16 protein-coding genes and 1 pseudogene are annotated in these 17,833 nt (G+C 66.7%); 10 read left to right on the forward strand and 7 right to left on the reverse strand.

All coding sequences use genetic code 11. The features are described from left to right. Window positions 1–115: 115 nt before the first annotated feature. The 5 genes from C0R07_RS14610 (at window position 116) to C0R07_RS14630 (ending at window position 4,665) form a co-directional block, all read left to right on the forward strand. A complete protein-coding gene (locus C0R07_RS14610) occupies window positions 116–1,255 on the forward strand; it encodes an SPFH domain-containing protein (RefSeq protein ID WP_102789265.1) in 1,140 nt (379 codons plus the stop codon). Window positions 1,256–1,276: 21 nt separating this feature from the next. Then, entirely contained in the window at window positions 1,277–2,623 is a 1,347-nt protein-coding gene (locus tag C0R07_RS14615) for a hypothetical protein (protein ID WP_102789266.1), read from the forward strand. After that, the gene (locus C0R07_RS14620; protein WP_070474049.1) at window positions 2,620–2,886 is read left to right on the forward strand and encodes a hypothetical protein; all 267 of its coding nucleotides are present in this window, start codon (window positions 2,620–2,622) and stop codon (window positions 2,884–2,886) included. Before C0R07_RS14615 ends, C0R07_RS14620 begins: the two co-directional genes overlap by 4 nt. Window positions 2,887–2,955: 69 nt before the next feature. Beyond that, on the forward strand, window positions 2,956–3,903 hold the full coding sequence (gene pip / locus C0R07_RS14625; protein ID WP_102789267.1) for a prolyl aminopeptidase: 948 nt from the start codon (window positions 2,956–2,958) through the stop codon (window positions 3,901–3,903). A gap of 9 nt (window positions 3,904–3,912) precedes the next feature. Continuing rightward, on the forward strand, window positions 3,913–4,665 hold the full coding sequence (locus tag C0R07_RS14630; protein WP_070474045.1) for a sulfite exporter TauE/SafE family protein: 753 nt from the start codon (window positions 3,913–3,915) through the stop codon (window positions 4,663–4,665). Window positions 4,666–4,675: 10 nt separating this feature from the next. Here C0R07_RS14630 and C0R07_RS14635 read toward each other — a convergent pair whose 3' ends face one another. After that, window positions 4,676–6,070 (reverse strand): serine hydrolase domain-containing protein, encoded by a 1,395-nt coding sequence (locus C0R07_RS14635; RefSeq protein WP_254427864.1) that lies wholly within the window; start codon window positions 6,068–6,070, stop codon window positions 4,676–4,678. 237 nt (window positions 6,071–6,307) lie between these two features. On the opposite strand from C0R07_RS14635, the gene C0R07_RS14640 reads away from it, so the two are divergent. Beyond that, window positions 6,308–7,531 (forward strand): MFS transporter, encoded by a 1,224-nt coding sequence (locus C0R07_RS14640; RefSeq protein ID WP_217350027.1) that lies wholly within the window; start codon window positions 6,308–6,310, stop codon window positions 7,529–7,531. A gap of 10 nt (window positions 7,532–7,541) precedes the next feature. Here C0R07_RS14640 and C0R07_RS14645 read toward each other — a convergent pair whose 3' ends face one another. After that, complete coding sequence (locus C0R07_RS14645; protein WP_102789269.1) at window positions 7,542–8,339, reverse strand: AraC family transcriptional regulator; 798 nt, start codon at window positions 8,337–8,339, stop codon at window positions 7,542–7,544. A gap of 77 nt (window positions 8,340–8,416) precedes the next feature. Next, a pseudogene (gene xth / locus C0R07_RS14650) lies at window positions 8,417–9,217 on the reverse strand (exodeoxyribonuclease III); the annotation flags it as partial. A 181-nt stretch (window positions 9,218–9,398) separates the two neighbouring features. On the opposite strand from xth, the gene C0R07_RS14655 reads away from it, so the two are divergent. From C0R07_RS14655 to C0R07_RS14670, 4 genes are all read left to right on the forward strand, one after another. Continuing rightward, window positions 9,399–10,019 (forward strand): DNA-3-methyladenine glycosylase, encoded by a 621-nt coding sequence (locus C0R07_RS14655; protein ID WP_102789271.1) that lies wholly within the window; start codon window positions 9,399–9,401, stop codon window positions 10,017–10,019. Next, the gene (locus C0R07_RS14660) at window positions 10,016–10,594 is read left to right on the forward strand and encodes a M23 family metallopeptidase (protein WP_102789272.1); all 579 of its coding nucleotides are present in this window, start codon (window positions 10,016–10,018) and stop codon (window positions 10,592–10,594) included. Before C0R07_RS14655 ends, C0R07_RS14660 begins: the two co-directional genes overlap by 4 nt. Window positions 10,595–10,685: 91 nt before the next feature. After that, window positions 10,686–11,183 (forward strand): ferritin-like domain-containing protein, encoded by a 498-nt coding sequence (locus C0R07_RS14665; RefSeq protein WP_070427396.1) that lies wholly within the window; start codon window positions 10,686–10,688, stop codon window positions 11,181–11,183. A gap of 110 nt (window positions 11,184–11,293) precedes the next feature. Then, window positions 11,294–12,373 (forward strand): catalase family protein, encoded by a 1,080-nt coding sequence (locus C0R07_RS14670; protein ID WP_070474031.1) that lies wholly within the window; start codon window positions 11,294–11,296, stop codon window positions 12,371–12,373. 41 nt (window positions 12,374–12,414) lie between these two features. On the opposite strand, the gene C0R07_RS14675 is transcribed toward C0R07_RS14670, so the two are convergent. The 4 genes from C0R07_RS14675 to proP all read right to left on the reverse strand — a co-directional run bounded on the left by C0R07_RS14675 (window position 12,415) and on the right by proP (window position 17,449). After that, window positions 12,415–13,038 (reverse strand): hypothetical protein, encoded by a 624-nt coding sequence (locus tag C0R07_RS14675; RefSeq protein ID WP_046274099.1) that lies wholly within the window; start codon window positions 13,036–13,038, stop codon window positions 12,415–12,417. Between the two features lie 3 nt (window positions 13,039–13,041). Further along, entirely contained in the window at window positions 13,042–13,383 is a 342-nt protein-coding gene (locus C0R07_RS14680) for a type II toxin-antitoxin system prevent-host-death family antitoxin (RefSeq protein ID WP_102789273.1), read from the reverse strand. A gap of 93 nt (window positions 13,384–13,476) precedes the next feature. Next, complete coding sequence (locus C0R07_RS14685) at window positions 13,477–15,819, reverse strand: GH92 family glycosyl hydrolase (protein ID WP_102789274.1); 2,343 nt, start codon at window positions 15,817–15,819, stop codon at window positions 13,477–13,479. A gap of 142 nt (window positions 15,820–15,961) precedes the next feature. Further along, complete coding sequence (gene proP / locus C0R07_RS14690; RefSeq protein WP_070474024.1) at window positions 15,962–17,449, reverse strand: glycine betaine/L-proline transporter ProP; 1,488 nt, start codon at window positions 17,447–17,449, stop codon at window positions 15,962–15,964. Between the last annotated feature and the right edge of the window lie 384 nt (window positions 17,450–17,833).

Genomic DNA, 17,833 nt, shown 5'->3' on the forward strand with positions numbered 1-17,833 from the left:
TTCATGGCGCTTGTACGAGCAGAGCGGCGTTCTGGATGCAGGTGCGTTGGCTGCTGATATAGTCGGCCGAGCATGGCGGGCACGGTGCCCGGCCACGAATCACAGGGAGTTGGTCATGGGTCTTCGTCAGGCGGTGGCAGGTGCAGTGGGTGGTGTTCTGGCCGACCAGTGGAAGGACTTCTACACCGTGCCGACGGGCCTGCCCTCCACGGCAGCGCTGTTCGCGGCGGTCCCGCGCGGCACCAATGCCGGGCGCGGCTCCAACACCAGCGCCTCCTCCAACATCATCACCAACGGCTCCAGGATCGTCGTGCCCGAAGGCTACGGCCTGCTGCTGTTCCAGGACGGCGCGATCACCGGCTTCGTCGCCGAGCCGGGTGGCTATGAATGGCGCTCGGACGATACCAACTCGCAGTCGATCTTCGCCGGCGACGGCTTCGTCAGTCCGCTGATCAAGCAGAGCTGGGAACGTTTCAAGTTCGGCGGCCAGCCCGGGTCGCAGCAGGCGGCCTTCTTCGTCTCGCTGAAAGAGCTGCCGGACAACCGCTTCGGCACGCAGTCCGAAATCTACTGGGACGATGGCTTCCTCGGCACGCAGGTCGGCGCGGTCACGCGCGGCTCGTACACGCTGAAAATCGTCGATCCGATCCTGTTCGTGAAGAACTTCGTGCCGGCCAGCTACCTGCAGCCGGGCCAGGTGTTCGATTTCACCGATCTGGACAACGCCGCCGCCAGCCAGCTGTTCAATGAAGTGGTGGGCTCGCTGGCCCCGGCCTTCAGCCTGTATACGAACGACCCGGGCAAGGGCAACCGGATCACCAAGCTGCAGCAGGACTCGCTGGGCTTCGCGCAGAGCTTGTCCGCTGCCGTCGAGCAGGGCTACCAGTGGAATTCCGATCGCGGCCTGGCCATCGTCAAGACCGCCATCGTCTCGATCGAGTACGACGCCAACACGCGTGAACTACTCAAGACCGTGCAGCGCGCCGATGCGCTGGCCGGCTCGCGCGGCAACTCCAACCTGCAGGCCAGCGTGGCCCAGGGCATCCAGTCGGCGGGCGAGAACGGCGGTGCCGCCGGCCTGGTCGGCGTCGGCATGGCCTCGGGCATGCTCGGGGTCGGCGGGATGCAGCAGCCGGTCGCCCCGGCCGCAGACGACCCGGTCGCCAAGCTGAAGAAGGCCAAGGAGATGCTGGACCTCGGCCTGATCACCCAGGACGACTACGACAAGCTCAAGGCCAAGGCGCTGGGGCTGTAAGACACCGAGCGCACCGACACCATGTCCGACCCCAAGATGCCACCGCCGATCCCGGCGGGTCCGCCGCCGTTGCCGCCTTCCCCGGCAGCGCCGGTCACCGGCCCGGGTTCGCCCCGGGACGTGCCCCCGCTGCCGGGCAGTTTCCCGATCGACCCGGCCACCCTGCCCCAGCCCATCCGCGACGAAGTGCTGGCGCCTGATCCGGCCGCGCTGGACACCTCTGCGGCCGAGCTCAAGGACGGCGTCAACCGCTGCCCGAACTGCGGCTCCAGCGATGCGCGGCTCAAACTCGGCACCGATGTACTGGTCTGCCAGTTCTGCCGTCACGAATGGCACGGCGACCGGGTCGAGGAAGCGTTCGGGTTCGGCGAAGGGATCGGCGAGCTTCGCGGTACGGTGATCGCGTCCGGTGCGCGCGACATCGACGCTGGCGCCGCCAGCCTGATGAGCTTCAAGTGCACTGGCTGCGGGGCGGAAGTCACCATCAACACCGAAAGCACCATGACCGCACGCTGCCACTGGTGCCGCCACGTGTTCGGGGTCAACGAACAGATCGCCAACGGCGCGGTGCCCGATGCGGTGCTTCCGTTCCGCATCAGCAAGGACGACGCGGTCGCGCGGATCCGGCAGTTCGTGGACAAGCGGCGCCTGTTCGCGCTGAAAGCCTTCAAGGACCAGTTCACACCGGAGAACGTCACTGGCGTCTACCTGCCCTATATGATCGTGGACAGCAACGTCAGTGCCAGCGTCTCGGGCAAGGGTGAAATCCAGACGCGCCAGTACACTCGCGGCACCGAAAAGAACAAGCAGACCTACTACGACGCCGACGTGTACCAGGTCGACCGCCAGGTCGATTTCACCGTGGACGACCTGACCCTGGAGTCCTCCGCCGAACGCGGCAATCTGGACATCCAGAGCAATACCAACAACATCATCAACGCGATCCTGCCGTTCGATACCAAGAATGCGCTGAAGTGGAACGCCTCCTACCTGGCCGGTTTCACTTCGGAGAAGCGCAACCTCGATGTCGAGACGCTGCGCCCACGGCTGGAGGACCAGCTGCTGTCGATCGCCCGCGCGCAGGTGGAAGGCTCGGTGCGCCGCTACGATCGGGGCGTACGCTGGGAACGTGAACGCGTGGACGTGCATGGCACCCGCTGGGTGTCGATGTACCTGCCGGTGTGGCTCTACTCCTACCACCAACCCGGCCGCAATGGCGGCATGCTGCACTACATCGCGGTGAACGGCCGCACCGGTGAAACCATGGGCAGCGTGCCGGTGCAGCAGTGGAAGCTGCTGCTGGCCGCGCTCACCACCGGCACCATCATCGAAGCCCTCGTGCTTTTCTTCCTGGTAGCTGCCTCATGAGCGATGACAGTGGTCTCTGGCTGCTTGCCGCCGGCCCCGCCGGTGCGACGGCGTTGTATTGGGCGTTGTACCGTTACTACCGCAACACCGATAAGTCGCATGCGTTCGAGCATGAAACGACCATCGACGCCAAGCCGGTGACCGGCGCGGATCGCAAGGTCGACACCATCACCGGCACGCAGGAACGGCGCATCCGTGGCGACAACGTGCGCGCGTACCGGACACGCGTTCAGCGCGACAGGGACAGTCCGCCGCCATTGTGACGCGTCACGGACGCGGCTCGACGAACCCGGGCGGTATCATGTGGGGTCAGTTTTCCGCAGGACCCCACCATGCGCACGCTCTATCCGGCGATCACACCCTTCCGCACCCATCAGGTGGCGGTCGATGACCTGCACACCCTGTTCGTTGAGGAATGCGGCAATCCAGATGGCATCCCGGTGGTGTTCCTGCATGGTGGTCCGGGCGCCGGGGTATCGCCGACGCACCGGCGCTTCTTTGATCCCTTGCGCTATCGCATCGTATTGATCGACCAGCGTGGCAGCGGCCGCTCCACGCCATTCGGCGAGCTGCGCGACAACACGACGCAGCACCTGGTCGCGGACGTGGAGATCATCCGCGAGCTGCTGGGTATCGACCGCTGGCTGGTGTTCGGGGGATCGTGGGGTTCCACGCTGGCACTCGCCTACGCCCAGGCACACCCGGAACGCGCAACCGGTGTCATCGTGCGCGGCGTGTACCTCGGCCGCGCCGAGGAGAACCGCTGGTTCGCCGAAGCCGACGGCGGTGCGCGCTGGATCTTCCCGGAGCGCTGGGCGCGCTACGAGGCATACATCCCTGAAGAAGAGCGCGGCGACATGATCGCCGCCTACTGGCGGCGCCTGGACAGCCCGGACGAAGCGACCCGCATCGCGGCGGCGCAGGCCTGGCTGGGGTGGGAGGATCACGCCGCCACGCTTGAGCACGATGTGGATGCGGTGTCCGCTGATGATCCGCTGCATACGCTGGCCAAGGCGCGCATCGAGGCGCACTACTTCCGCAACCACGCCTTCCTCGAACCTGGGCAGCTGCTGCGGGATATCGACCGCATCCGGCACCTGCCGGGCGTGATCGTGCAGGGCCGCTACGACATCATCTGTCCGGCGCGCAGCGCGTGGGATCTGGCCTGCGCCTGGCCTGAAGCATCGCTGCAGATGGTCGTGTCGGGCCACAGTGCAACGGAACCTGCGACGGCAGATGCGCTGGTGCGCGCCACCGATGCCTTCGCCGGCAGGCAGTAAGGAGCGGCAGTGGATTCGATCTACCTGGTTGTCGCGCTGGGCGCCATCGTCGCCGGCTTTGTGCAGGGACTTTCCGGCTTCGCCTTCGGGCTGGTGGCGCTGTCCTTCTGGGCCTGGGTGCTGGACCCCAGGCTCGCGGCGACGCTCTCGGTGTTCGGTGCCCTCACCGGCCAGCTGCTGGCGGCCTTCACCGTGCGCCGCGGCTTCAACCTGAAGACCCTGCTGCCTTTCGTTCTGGGTGGGTTGGCCGGCATCCCGCTGGGCGTCTACCTGCTGCCCCTGCTCGACATGAACTGGCTCAAGGCGATCCTGGGCACCCTGCTGGTGCTGTGGTGTCCGGCCATGCTGCTGTCACGCCAGCTGCCGCGGGTCACCGCCGGCGGGCGCGCGGCGGACGGCGTGGTGGGGTTCGCTGGCGGCATCATGGGTGGGCTGGGTGGCTTCACCGGCACGCTGCCGACGCTGTGGTGCACGCTGCGCGGCTATGAGCGAGATGTGCAGCGCTCCGTCGTGCAGAACTTCAATCTGTCGATGTTGCTGGTCACCATGGGCACCTACGTGGGGACGGGCATCGTCACCCGTGACATGCTGCCGATGTTCGCCATCGTCGCGCCGGCCATGTTGATCCCGACCCTGCTCGGCACCCGCGTGTACATCGGTATCAGTGATCTGCGCTTCCGCCAGATCGTGCTGAGCCTGCTCACCGTTTCCGGGATCGCGTTGCTGGCGTCCTCGCTGCCGGCACTGCTGGGCTGGCGCTGAGGCGAGCCGGTTACAGCGGCAGGCGATTGCCGACGAAGTTGACCACGTTCTCCATCGCATCGGGATCGACATTGCTCAGCCCGATCACCACATAGCCCTGGCTGGGCAGCACGATGAGCGCGGCATTCGCGCCGGGCGCCCCGCCCTCGTGGCCATACTGGCGCCGCTCTTCCTCGCCACTCACCATGAAGCCGTAGCCGTACCAGCCTTTGGTGTTCTGCGGCGAGGTGGCTGCCTGCACCGCCGCGGCCGGGATCAGCCTGCCAGCGCGCAGCGCTTCGGCGAAGCGGAGCAGATCCCGGGCGGTGCTGTAGCCGCCGCCCGCCGACGTGCCTCGCAGCGGCAGTGTCCGGGTCTCGCGCACCCAGCGGCCGTCGCTGAGCGTGTAGGGAATGGCGCGGCCGGGCACGCGCGCAGCCTCCGGCATGGCGCCCGTCGCCGTCATGCCCGCCACGCGAAAGATGTGCTGCTCGATGTAGTCCTCGTAGGGCTGCCCGGAGGCCGCCTCGATGATCGAGCCGAGCAGGATGTAGCCGTAGTTGGAGTACTGGTCCTGGGTGCCCGGCTTGAAAGCAGGCGCTGCATCCCCGTACACAGCCCAATAGTCGTGCAGTGTCTTGAGGGACGCTTTGCGGGTCTCGAACGCGTCGTCGAAGATCTCGCCCAGGCCGCTGGTGTGGTTGAGCAGCTGGCGGATCGTGACCGCCGTGGCTCCCGCCTGGTTGGGGTAGTCCTCCAGGTGGCTGGCAATCGTATCGTCCAGCGAAAGCCTGCCAGCCTCGGCCAGCTGCAGGATGCCCACTGCGGTGAACATCTTGTTCAACGAGGCGAGCCTGAACTTCGTGGCCGCATCGACCGCGACACCCTGCTCGCGGTCAGCCAGCCCACCCTGCCAGGTCATCAGTACCTCGCCGTCCTTCGCCAGCAGGAAGCTGCCGGAGAGTTTGCCGTCTGCCTGCAGCCCGTCCAATCGCGCGCGGCTCTGCGCGATGAGCGCGGGCATCTCAAGCCGCGCGGGTTTGAATGCGTCGGGTATCTCGGTGCCCTCCAGCTGCAGCGTCTTGAGCCGGGGTCTGTTGTCAGGATCGATGGCCACGGTGATCAGCACCCCGCGATCGCTCGATGTGCCCCGCACGATGGCGGCGATGGTATCGGGCGTATCGACGGTCCTGGTCAGCACGTCGAACGGGCCGAAGGTCTCGCGGATGTCCAGATACTGCTGCGCGGTGTGATCGATCCCGTAGGTCGACAGCACCGCCTGCAGTTCCTGGCGGTCGCCGGCGTTGTAGGCCGCCAGCCAGCGAGTGAAGATCTGCTCGGCCTGCGCAGGGTCGGTGGGCACCCTCGCCCAGCTCGAGGTGCTGAAGAGCAGCAGCACCACCATGAGTGTTCTGATCGGCAACATCCTGTCCTCCTTTCCGCTGGGCTGCCGTCCGGCAGTCGGAGGGAGTATGCCGCGTCGCGGGACCACCTGGGCTGTACCGCCTGCTTTTCAGAGGGCCTGCCCTGATTGCGACGACCACCGCCCATATCGCGAGAGACGGGGCCCGAGCCGCGGTCTACGCTTGTCGCCTGTCCGCTTCCGGGTGCCAACGCCGCTGATACTCAGGCATCGGCACCCTCCCGCTCCTGATCCCGGCCCATGACCACTGAAACCGCTGCCCCGCCCGTCATCCCCACCGAACCGATCACCCCGGCCCCCAACCAGGGTTTCGCGATCCGCATCGTCGGCGCTGCTGCCTTCGCGCACCTGCTCAACGACATGATCCAGGCCGTGCTGCCGGCGGTGTATCCGATGTTCAAGATCGAGTTTTCGCTCACCTTCGGCCAGATCGGCATCATCGCCCTGGTGTACCAGGTCACCGCCTCGCTGCTGCAGCCGTGGGTGGGCATGTACACCGACAAACGGCCGTTGCCGTACCTGCTGCCGTCGGGCATGATCGCCACCTTCGTCGGCATCGCCCTGATGGCGGTGGCGACCAGCTACGAAATGCTGCTGGTTGCTGCGGCGATCGTCGGCATCGGTTCGGCCACCTTCCATCCCGAAGCCTCGCGCGTGGCGCGCATGGCCTCGGGCGGCCGCTTCGGCACCGCGCAGTCCACCTTCCAGGTCGGTGGCAATACCGGCTCGGCGATCGGGCCGCTGCTGGCAGCCTTGATCGTGATCCCGCACGGGCAGCGTGCCATTGCCTGGTTCATGCTGGCGGCTGCGTTGGCCATCACCGTGCTGTTCCGTCTCACCGGCTGGACCGTGCAGCACGGCCAGGCAAAGATGAAGAGCCTGGCCAAGAGCCACGGCGTCGGGTTGAGCCGCGGCAAGGTGATCCAGGCCATCGCAGTGATCGCGGTGTTGATGTTCGCCAAGTTCGTCTACATCGCCTCGTTCACCAACTACTTCACCTTCTACCTGATCGAGCGCTTTGGCCTGAGCGTGCAGCAGAGCCAGATGTACCTCTTCATCTTCCTGGCCTCGGTCGCGCTGGGTACCTTCATCGGTGGTCCGGTCGGGGACCGGATCGGGCGCAAGGCGGTGATCTGGATCTCCTTCCTCGGTGTTGCGCCGTTCGCGCTCGCCCTGCCCTACGCCAACCTGATGGGCACCGCAGTGTTGGCGGTGGCGGTCGGGCTGGTGATGTCCTCGGCCTTCGCGGCGTTGGTGGTGTACGCGCAGGAAGCGGTACCGGGCCGTGTCGGCATGGTGTCGGGCCTGATGTTCGGTTTGATGTTCGGCATCGGTGGCATCGGCGCGGCCGGGCTCGGGAAGCTGGCCGACGTGCACGGCATCGTGTGGGTCTACCACTTCACCTCGTATCTGCCGCTGCTGGGGCTGGCGACAGCGTTCCTGCCGAAGACCACGATGCGCTGAGGCGCGCGCATCAATGGAAGAACTGGCTCGGCAGCTGGCCGAAGCGTTTCTTGAACATGGCAGTGAAGGCGCTCGGACTGGCGTAGCCCAGCGAGAGCGCCACGTCGATCACCTTCTCGCCGTGCGCCAGCTGCTCCAGCGCACGCAGCAGACGCGCCTGCTGGCGCCATTGCCCGAAGGTCATGCCCAGCTCGCGTGCGCACAGGCGCTGGATGGTCTTGACGTCCACGCCCAGCCGGCGCGCCCAGTCCTGCAGGGTGGAGGGATCGTCCGGCGTGGATTCCAGCTGCTGCCCAATAGCGCGCAGCCGCGGGTCGGTCGGCTGCGGCAGATGCAGCGGCAGCACCGGCAACAGCTGCAGCTCATCCAGGATCAACTGCATCAGCCGCCCGTCGCGGGAATCGGCTTGATACGGCGGCGCGACGTCCATCGCCGCATGAATCAGGGCGGCCAGCAAAGGCGTGACCGAGACCGTCGAGGCGCTGGCTGGTGGCTGGGCGATCGCCTGCGGCAGGATGTACAGGCTGCGCATGCCGACCGCGCCGATGCAGCTGACCTTGTGGCCCATGCCGGCAGGAATCCAGATCGCGCGTGTGCTGGGCACCACCCAGCGCCCTGCCCCGGCCTGCACCACCAGCACGCCGGATTCGGCGTAGACCAGTTGGTGCCGGTCCGGATGGTGATGCAACGCGATGATCGTGCCGGCGGGATACTCACGCGCCCGACAGAACACCGGGGTCTCCGGGCCGGCCGGCAGCCGCTTGCCCTCGCCGACGCCCGGGGCGATGTCCTTTCTCCGATATGGCATGGCAATATCCTCGCAAAGGGCCTGCCCGAGGACTCTACCGCGTCGGCGGTGTTTTCGACATCGCGCTGCGGCTATCGGGGCTTGGGCGGTGCCACGACCTCGACCCAGGTGGGCGCATGGTCGCTGGGTTTTTCCAGCGCCCGCACCCAGCGGTCCACCCCGGCATCTTTCAGGCGGGGCGCGAGCACCGGATTGAGCAGAAGATGGTCGATGCGCAGCCCGCGGTCGCGGGCGAAGTGCTCACGGAAGTAGTCCCAGAACGTGAAGATCTGTGCATCGCCATGCACCGCGCGCAGGCTGTCGGTCCAGCCCTGGTCGAGCAGCGCCTGATAGGCCTGGCGGACCTCGGGCTGCAGCAGCGCGTCCTTGCGCCACGATTTGGGATCGTAGATATCCGCATCCGTGGGCACGACGTTGAAGTCGCCGATCAGCGCGACCGGATGCGGCAATGCGACCAGCGTTTTGGCGTGCTTGTGGAGCCGCTGCATCCACTTGAGCTTGTAATCGAACTTCGGGCCCGGCTGCGGATTGCCATTGGGCAGATACAGACCCGCCACGATCACGCCATGCGCGGCCGCTTCCAGATAGCGGCTCTGGTGGTCTTTCGGGTCGCCGGGCAACCCGCGGCGGCTTTCGATCGGGTCCTGGCCGCGCGCAAGCAGCGCGACCCCGTTCCAGGATCGTTGTCCCTGCCAGATGCAGCCGTACCCCGCCTCGCGGATCGCCGCCTCCGGAAACGCCCCCTGGGTGGCCTTGAGTTCCTGCAGTGCCACGATATCGGGCTGTTCGCGCGCCAGCCACGTCAGCAGATGGGGCAGCCGTGTCAGCACACCGTTGACGTTGAAGGTGGCGATTTTCAGGCGCTTTCTGGCGGGCATGGCGCGTGGCTGGCGGTGGCGGTGTCTGCCATCGAGGATTGCCCTGTTTCGATCAACCTGCCGCGAATGCGGGGCGAGCGTGGCGTGACGATGGCGGGGCGTTGATCGCGCATTGACCCGCGGCGCGTCACAGTAAGCGCTGGTTCCACACTAGCAAGGTGCATCCATTGCGCGGAAGGTCATGAAGACGTGGAAGGTTCTGCCGCGGCGTTTCTATCAGCGGCACCCGGCCGAGGTAGCGCCGGAACTGTTGAACAAACTGCTGGTGCGCGATGACGGTCGCGCCGGGCGGATCGTGGAGGTGGAGGCGTACGCGGGTGACCAGGATCCGGCAGCGCACTCCTATCGCGGGATGACCGCGCGCACCGCCACGATGTTCGGCCAAGCCGGCCATCTCTACGTCTATTTCAGCTACGGCATGCACTGGGGCTCGAACGCGGTGTGTGGGGACGTCGGCCAAGGCTGGGGCGTGCTGCTGCGCGCACTGGAACCGGTTGCGGGGCTGCAGCTGATCCGCGAGGCGCGTCCGGCGATCAAGCGCGAGCGCGACCTGGCCAGTGGCCCGGGCCGCCTGTCGCAGGCGATGGGCATCACCAAGGCCTTGGATGGCGCGGATCTGGTCCGTAACGACCGCGGCATCCGCATCGTGTCCGATGGGATGGCGCCCCCCGTCGCACCGGTGGTCGGGCCGCGGATCGGGATCAGCAAGGCGATCGAGTTTCCATGGCGCTGGCATGTGCCCGAGCACCTGCATGTCTCCGGGCGCACGGGTACACGGAAGACCGGGAGAACGGTGTCATGAGCGCATCGCCGCCCGCCGCCTCCCCTGCACGCCGCCTGCGGCGCGGGTTGCTGCGGCTGTTCGTCCTTGTCGTCTGCATCGTGGTGGCCGGCGTGCTCTGGAACAGCCCGATCGCGGAATCACCGCGGGCACTTTGGCGCCTGTCACAGATGCCTGCACCGACCGCGCTGCCCGTCCCCGTGGCGGGCGTGGCCGCACGCCAGGTCGCCGACACGTTCGGCGCACCGCGTGGACGCGACCGCACGCATGCCGGCGTGGACATTTTCGCCAAGCGCGGCACCGAGGTGCGCAGCGCCACCCCGGGGATCGTCGCCGATATCCGTGAAAGCGGCCTGGGCGGGCGCCAGGTCTGGGTGATGGGCCCTGCGCGCGAGCGCTATTACTACGCGCATCTGGATGATTGGCGCGAGGGCCTGGCACGTGGCGATGTCATCGAACAGGGCACGGTCCTGGGCTACGTCGGCGATACCGGCAATGCCAAAGGCACCCCGCCGCATCTGCACTGGGGCATCTACGGAGCCGACGGTGCCTACGATCCGCTGCCGCTGCTCAAGGCCTGGCCGGACGCGCCCTGAAGGTGCGTGCAGAGCGCCTTCACAACAAAGCGCGCTGGACTAACACCCACGCGCCTAGCGTCGGATGCTCAAACCCAACGGCAGTACCTCCATGGCGATCAAGACCGCAGAAGACCTGTTCATCCACGAGCTCTCGGATATCTACAGTGCAGAGAAGCAGCTGACCAAGGCGCTGCCCCGACTGGCGCGCGCCGCCTCCAATCCCGACCTGGCGGCCGCATTCACGACGCACCTGGAAGAGACGCAGGGCCAGATCGAGCGCATCGACCAGGTGGTGGAACTGCTGGGGATCCGGCTCAAGCGCATCAAATGCGCCGCGATGGAGGGGCTGGTCGAGGAAGGCAAAGAGGCAATCGACAGTATCGAGGAGGGCCCGGTCCGCGATGCCGCACTGATTGGTGGCGCGCAGAAGGTGGAGCATTACGAAATCGCCTCCTACGGCACGATTGCCGCGCTGGCCAAACAGCTGGGCTACAAGGCAGCCGTGCCGCTGCTGCTGGAAACGCTCAAGGAAGAAAAAGACACGGACGAGAAGCTGACCCTGCTGGCCCTGGCCGGCGGCGGCAATGCCAAGGCCGCTGCGGCCTGACCGTTCCGTTTCTCCTCCGGCATTGCGTTGTGCGGGGAGATGACCTCCCCGCGCAGCGCGTTTCGCTTTCCGCGCTTGATCGCCGCCCTTGATCACAAACAGGAGCCTGCATGTCACTGCCCCCACCCGTTCTTTACCACGCCTCGCTCGAGCATGCCGACGAAGATGAGGCCACGCATATCCGCGAACTGACCGAGGTATTCGCGCGCATGGCGCTGACCGTCGCCGAGCAGGAAGGCCACGCCCACCGTGCGGTGCACGCCAAGGGCCAAGGGTTGTTGAAGGGCCGGCTACGTGTATTGGACGGGTTGCCGGCCGAGTTGCGACACGGCCTGTTTGCGCGGCCGGGCAGCTACGACGCACTGGTCCGGCTGTCTTCGCCACCGGCCGAGCAGCTGCCAGACTCGGTCTCCACCCCGCGCGCGATGGCGCTCAAGGTGATCGGCGTGGAAGGCCCGCGCGCCGAGGGTGCGGAGGAACAGCACACCCAGGATTTCCTGATGGTCAACGGTCCGGCGTTCAACACGCCCGGCGTCGCCGGCTTCCTGCGTTCGGCCAAGCTGCTGGCCGCCACTACCGAGCGGATGCCGCGTACCAAACGCATGATCTCAGCCACGCTGCGCGGCGCGGAGGCGGCGCTGGAAGCCGTCGGCGGGGAAAGTGCCACGCTGAAAGGCATGGGCGGCGAGCCGCAACACCATCCGCTGGGCGAAACCTTCTTCAGTCAGGTGCCCTTCCTCTATGGTCCCTACATGGCCAAGTTTTCACTGGCCCCGATCTCACCGGCGCTGCTTGCGCTGACCGGCGACAAGATCGGCTCGGACGAAGATGCGCAGCGAGAGGCAGTGGTGTCCTTCTTCACCGACCTGCCCAATCCGGTCGAATGGGAGCTGCGGGTGCAGCTGTGCCGCGACGTCGAACGCATGCCGATCGAGGATGCGTCGGTCGAGTGGCCGGAAGCGGACAGTCCGTTCCTGCCGGTTGCACGCCTGAGCGTTGCGCAGCAGGAAGCGTGGCAGCCTGCCAGCTCACCGGGCATCGAGGACGCACTGGCGTTCGCCCCGTGGCACGCGCTGGCCGAGCATCGCCCGCTGGGGGGCTTGAACCGTGCGCGCCGCGTGGTAATGGCCGCTTCGCGACAGTTCCGTTCGCGGTTCAATGGGTGTCCGATCCACGAACCGGTGGGATGACACTGAGCCTGTTGCTGCTGCTCAGGCCATTGCAGTAACCCTCACGCCGGGGTGTGCAGCTCCATGGCGCGCATCACGATCGGCTTGGCCCAGTCAGGCGTCTGCAGCAGCTCGATCGCCGAGGCCGGGTAGTGCAGCCCGTTGCGATCCAACTGCAGCACCGGCAGCGGTTCGGCGCCGTCGGCATCGGCCGGGGCGCTGTTGTCGTAGACATGCAGCTCGGCCAGGTGCGGCAGCAGGGCCAGCAGATTCTCGCGCGAGGAATCGTAACGGGCGCGGATCTTGTCGGCGGGGATGTCATGCCCGCCACGGCTGACCCGGGCCGCGACGCGTGCCATGTGCAGCTCCACGCTCTGCAGGCCACAAAACCAGATGGCCACGTGGTGACGGTCGCAGGCCTCGCGCAGCAGGCGCGGGATGGTGTTGCCGCCCAGGGTGGTTTCGAAGGCGAAGTCGCTGCCCTCGTCGATGGCCTGCCGCAAGCGGCGCGCGCCCTCGTTCCACGCGGCGGCATTGGCATCCCCCAGCGCCCAGCCGGCCTCCACCAGGCGGCGGGTGAACGTATCCGGGTTGAACCAGGTCAGGCCTTCTTCTTCCAGCCACATGCCCAGCAGCGAACTTTTGCCGGCGCCATTGACGCCGGCCAAGACCAGAATCCGCCCCATCGGTCAGAGCGGACTGCCGAGGGCGACCTTGCGGCCGCGGCGGATCGGCTGGCCCAGCACCTTGCCCAGCCCGCCATCGCGGCCGAGGCCGGCCAGGGTGGTATCGAACGCGGCGCGCAGGCGTTCCAGCTCGCCCATGCGCTCATCGAGGTCGCCGCCGACCGCCTTGGCCAGCAGTTCCTGGTAGGTCTTGATGTCCACGATCACCGCTTCGGGATGATTGTGGTTGGTGATCACCAGTGCCTGCTTCTCGCGGACGGTCCGCATCAGGCTGGGCCAGCCGCGGGTTTTGACCGAGGAGGCAGTGGCCTTCTCAAGGCCGGGCAGATCCAATGGCAGGGTCATGGCACGCTCCAGGACGGGATGTGCCCACTATACCCCTTCTGGCCAAATTGGACATAAATCCCATTTTGGCCAGAAGGGGGCCGCGGTCACCCGTCAGCGGGACATCGAGTACGGCTGCTCGGCGCCCTGCCCCGGCCAGGCCTTGTTCGGCTCGGCCTGCAGCGTGAAGCGCAGTTCGCCGCCGGCCAGGATCTCGCCGTGGCGCAGGAAGGTGCGCTGCAGCGGTTGGCCGTTGAGGGTGACCGAGCCGACGTAGTCGTGGCCCTTGCCCAGCCCTTCGGTGACGATGGTGAAGGTCTTGCCGTTGGGCAGGTGCAGCGCCGCCCTGGGCAGGAACGGACGGCCGATGATGTACTCGCCGCTGCCCGGGGCCACCGGGTAGAAGCCCAGTGCAGTGAACACATACCAGGCCGACATCTGGCCGAGATCGTCATTGCCCGCCAGGCCATCGGGGCGGTCGGCGTACTGGGTGTCCATGATCTGCTTCAGCCGCGCCTGGGTGCGCCATGGCTGGCCGGCATGGGCATACAGGTACGCCACGTGGTGGCTGGGCTCATTGCCGTGCGCATACCAGCCGATCAGGCCGGTGATGTCTTCCATGTGCTCGAAGATCGACGGGTCGACCTTGGCCTCGAACACCTCATCCAGCCTGGCCAGCAGTTTATCGCTGCCCCCGTGCGCGGCGGCCAGACCGGCCACGTCGTGTGGCACGTACCAGGAGTACTGCCAGGCATTGCCTTCGGTGTAATCGGTGCCGTAGCCGCTGGCGCTCGGGTCGAACGGCGTGCGGAAGCTGCCATCGCGCTTGCGCGCGCGCATGAAGCCGGTGTCCTTGTCGAACGCATTGCGCCAGTTCGTGGCGCGCTTCTCGAACTCGCCGGCGACCTTCGTGTTGCCCATGGCCTTGGCCATGCGCGCGATGGTCCAATCGTCGAAGGCGTACTCCAGCGTCTTGCTGGCGGCCTCGCCTTCTTCATCGATCGGCACCCAGCCCAGTTCGCGATACTGCGCGATGCCGTCGTACGGACCGTAGTTGGCGGTCGCCACCATGGCGGCCAGTGCCTTGTTCTCATCGAAACCACGGATGCCCTTGAGGTAGGCATCGGCGATCACCGGCACCGCGTGGTAGCCGATCATGCACCACGTTTCCTGACCGTGGAATGCCCACACCGGCAGCATCCCGTAGGCGCTGTTGTGCTGGTGTGCGAGCAGCGAATTGATGAAATCGCTGTTGCGCTTTTCCGGCTGCACCAGGGTCAGCAGCGGATGCAGGGCGCGGTAGGTATCCCACAGCGAGAAGGTCGAATAGTTGGTGTAGCCCTCGGCGCGATGCACGGCGTTGTCCGAGCCGCGGTACTGGCCATCGCTGTCCATGAACACGGTCGGCCCGAGCAGGCTGTGGTACAGCGCGGTATAGGCACTGCGGCGGTCATGCTCGGGGCCGTCGATATCCAGCACCGACAGCGCCTGCGACCACTGCGCTTTTGCCTCGGCGCGGACGCGGTCGAAATCGAAGCCGGGCACTTCGCTTTCCAGGTTGGCGATCGCACCGGCCTCGCTGACCGAGGAAATCGCCACCGTCACCACCAGCGGTGTATCCAGCTTGCCGAAATCGAAGGTGCCGACCAGCTGGCGCCCTTCAATCTGCGCACGCTGCGCGGGGCTCTGGTGCCCCGGCGGCGGGAAGCCCTTGTAGGCGATGTCGGTCTCGGTGTTGTGGAACTCGTGACCGGTCAGCGGCCGGGAGAAACGCATCGCGAAATACAGCTCCCGGCCCGGCGCCCAGCCGCGGGTCTCGCGGAAGCCGGTGATGGTGCCGTCCTCGCGGGCGCGCAGCCGCGACCACAGGATCTTGCCGGGGTAATCGTAGAGGCTGGTGCGCAGGTCCAGGAGCACGCGCGCCGGCTGGTTGGCCGGGTAGGTATAGCGGTGCACGCCGACGCGGGTGCTGGTGGTCAGCTCCGCGCGCACCTTCGGATCATCCAGCGTGACCGCGTAGTAGCCTGGCTCGGCGCGCTCGTCGTCGTGGCGGAAGCGCGAGGTGTAGCCGCTGCCGGGCTTGTCGGGGTCGCCCCGCTCCAGGCTGGCATCGGTGCGCACCGGCATCAGCAGCACATCGCCAAGATCGGAATGGCCGCTGCCGGAGAAGTGCGTATGCGAGAAGCCGACGATGCTGCTGTCGTCATGCCGATACCCTGCGGCCCAGCCATAGGCCTTCTCGCGCGGCTGGATGCGGGTATCCGGGCTCAGCTGGACCATGCCGAACGGCACCGTGGCGCCGGGATAGGTATGGCCCTCGCCCGCCGTGCCGATGAACGGATCCACCGCCGCGTACGCGCGCTCGCCGACCTTCGCCGGTGCCGCCGTGGCGGTGCCGGCCACCAACATCGCCCCTACCGCGAGCCCCAACCACCGTACCGTCCCCGTTTTTGTCATGGCGTTGAATTTAGATCGATTCAGGTGGGGTTGATCCTAGCACTGGCCGATCGGGCTGACATGTTGCGGTGCGGGTGTTACCGGCGCCGGCCCTCCTGGCCGGCGCCATGGCGGCGCAGTGGGTGACCGGACCGGACCGGCGTTACGCCGGGCGCGCATCTTCCGGCACCGCTGCCACCGGCAGCGTCGGCTGGGTCACATCCACCGTGACCGGCTCATCGCTGCGCATCAGGGCACGGGCTTCGGCTTCGCTGGCCACCGCCGGCGGCGACCCCCGCAGCGGCATGCCGGCGGTCTCGCGCACGAACAGCATGGTGATCACACCGATCACCGCCGCCCCCATCAGGTAATACGCCGGCACCAGCGGATCACCGGTACGCTCCACCAGCCACGCAGTGACCAGCGGCGTGGTGCCACCAAACAGCGAGACCGACACATTGAAGGCGATCGACAGCGCGCTGTAGCGCACCGGGGTATAGAACAGTGCCGGTAGCGTGGACGGCATCGAGCTGGTGAAGCACACCAGCGCCACGCCCAGCAGCATCAGGCCCAGGAAGATCAACCAGTCATTGCCGCTGCCGACCAGCTTCAGGCAGGGGATCGCCAGCAGGAACAAGGCGATGCAGGCACCGATGATCATCGGGCGGCGGCCCAGGCGATCACTGAACAACCCGCCCAGCACATTGAGCGGCATCATCACCAGCATCACGATGATGATCAGCAGCAGCCCCTTGCTCTCGGCATAGCCCATCGTCACGCTGAGGTAGCTGGGCATGTAGGTCAGCAGCATGTAATCGGTGACGTTGAACACCAGCACCAGGCCAACGCAGATCAGCAGCTGCGCCCAATGCACGCGGAAGAGCGCACCCAGGCCGGGGCGTTCGTGATCGCGCTTCTCGGCCTCTTCGGCGTACGCACGGAACGCCGGCGTCTCTTCCAGCTTCATGCGCATGTACAGGCCGAGCAGGCCCAGCGGACCGGCCACCAGGAACGGAATGCGCCAGCCCCAGTCCAGCATCTGCGTGCTGCTCAGCGCCATGTGCAGCGCGGTGACCGTGCCCGCGCCGGCGATGTAGCCGCCCAGCGTGCCGAACTCGAGCCAGCTGCCCATCAGGCCGCGGTTGCGGTCGGTCGAGTACTCGGCGATGAAGGTCGCCGCACCCCCGTACTCGCCACCGGTGGAGAAGCCCTGCACGATCCGGGCGAGCAGCAGCAGTGCCGGGGCCCAGATGCCGATGCGGTCATAGGAGGGAATCAAGCCGATGCTGAAGGTGCCCAGCGCCATCAGGATCATGGTGAAGGCCAGCACTTTCTGGCGGCCGTACTTGTCGCCGAGTGGCCCGAACACCAGCCCGCCCAGTGGACGCACCAGGAAGGCCACGGTGAAGGTGGCGAAGGTAGCGATCAGCTGCGCGGTCGGGCTGCTGTCGGGGAAGAACACGTGACCCAGCGTGACGGCGAGATAGCCATAGACACCGAAATCAAACCACTCCATCGCGTTGCCGAGTGCGGCCGCACCCACGGCCTTCTTGAGCATCGGGCGATCAACGACGGTGACTTCGTCGACGTGCATCTGGCGGCGGCGTTTGAACCAGCCGAAATGGGCATGTGCGGCATGCAGGTCCTGCATCTGCTTTCTCCTGGAAGCAGGCCATCGCGGCGCCCGAGGTCCCGCGCACGGCACAGGAAACACCGCCTCTGATGACACAGCGCGACGCGCGAAGAGGGGTTGCAACAGACGATCCCGGACGGCCGCGTGGACTCAGCGACGCTGCGGGATGGATGACCCGGAAGCGGGCAATGGCCCGGGGGTGATCAAGCGGGCCATGATACTACAAACGACGCCGGCGTTCCCCTCGCTGCTCGTCCGGAGCGCGTGGAACAGCCTGTTTCAGGCGTTTTCAGCGGTCTTTCATGTGATGAACGCACGCAGGCGCAGCAGGTCCAAACCGCGGCGTACTGCGCGCCAATGCACGTATCGGAGGACGCATCCTGCTGGCCTGCGCGACCCGCA

It is taken from the genome of Stenotrophomonas bentonitica (genome assembly GCF_002887735.1).
In the GTDB taxonomy this organism is placed as follows: Bacteria; Pseudomonadota; Gammaproteobacteria; order Xanthomonadales; family Xanthomonadaceae; genus Stenotrophomonas; species Stenotrophomonas bentonitica_A.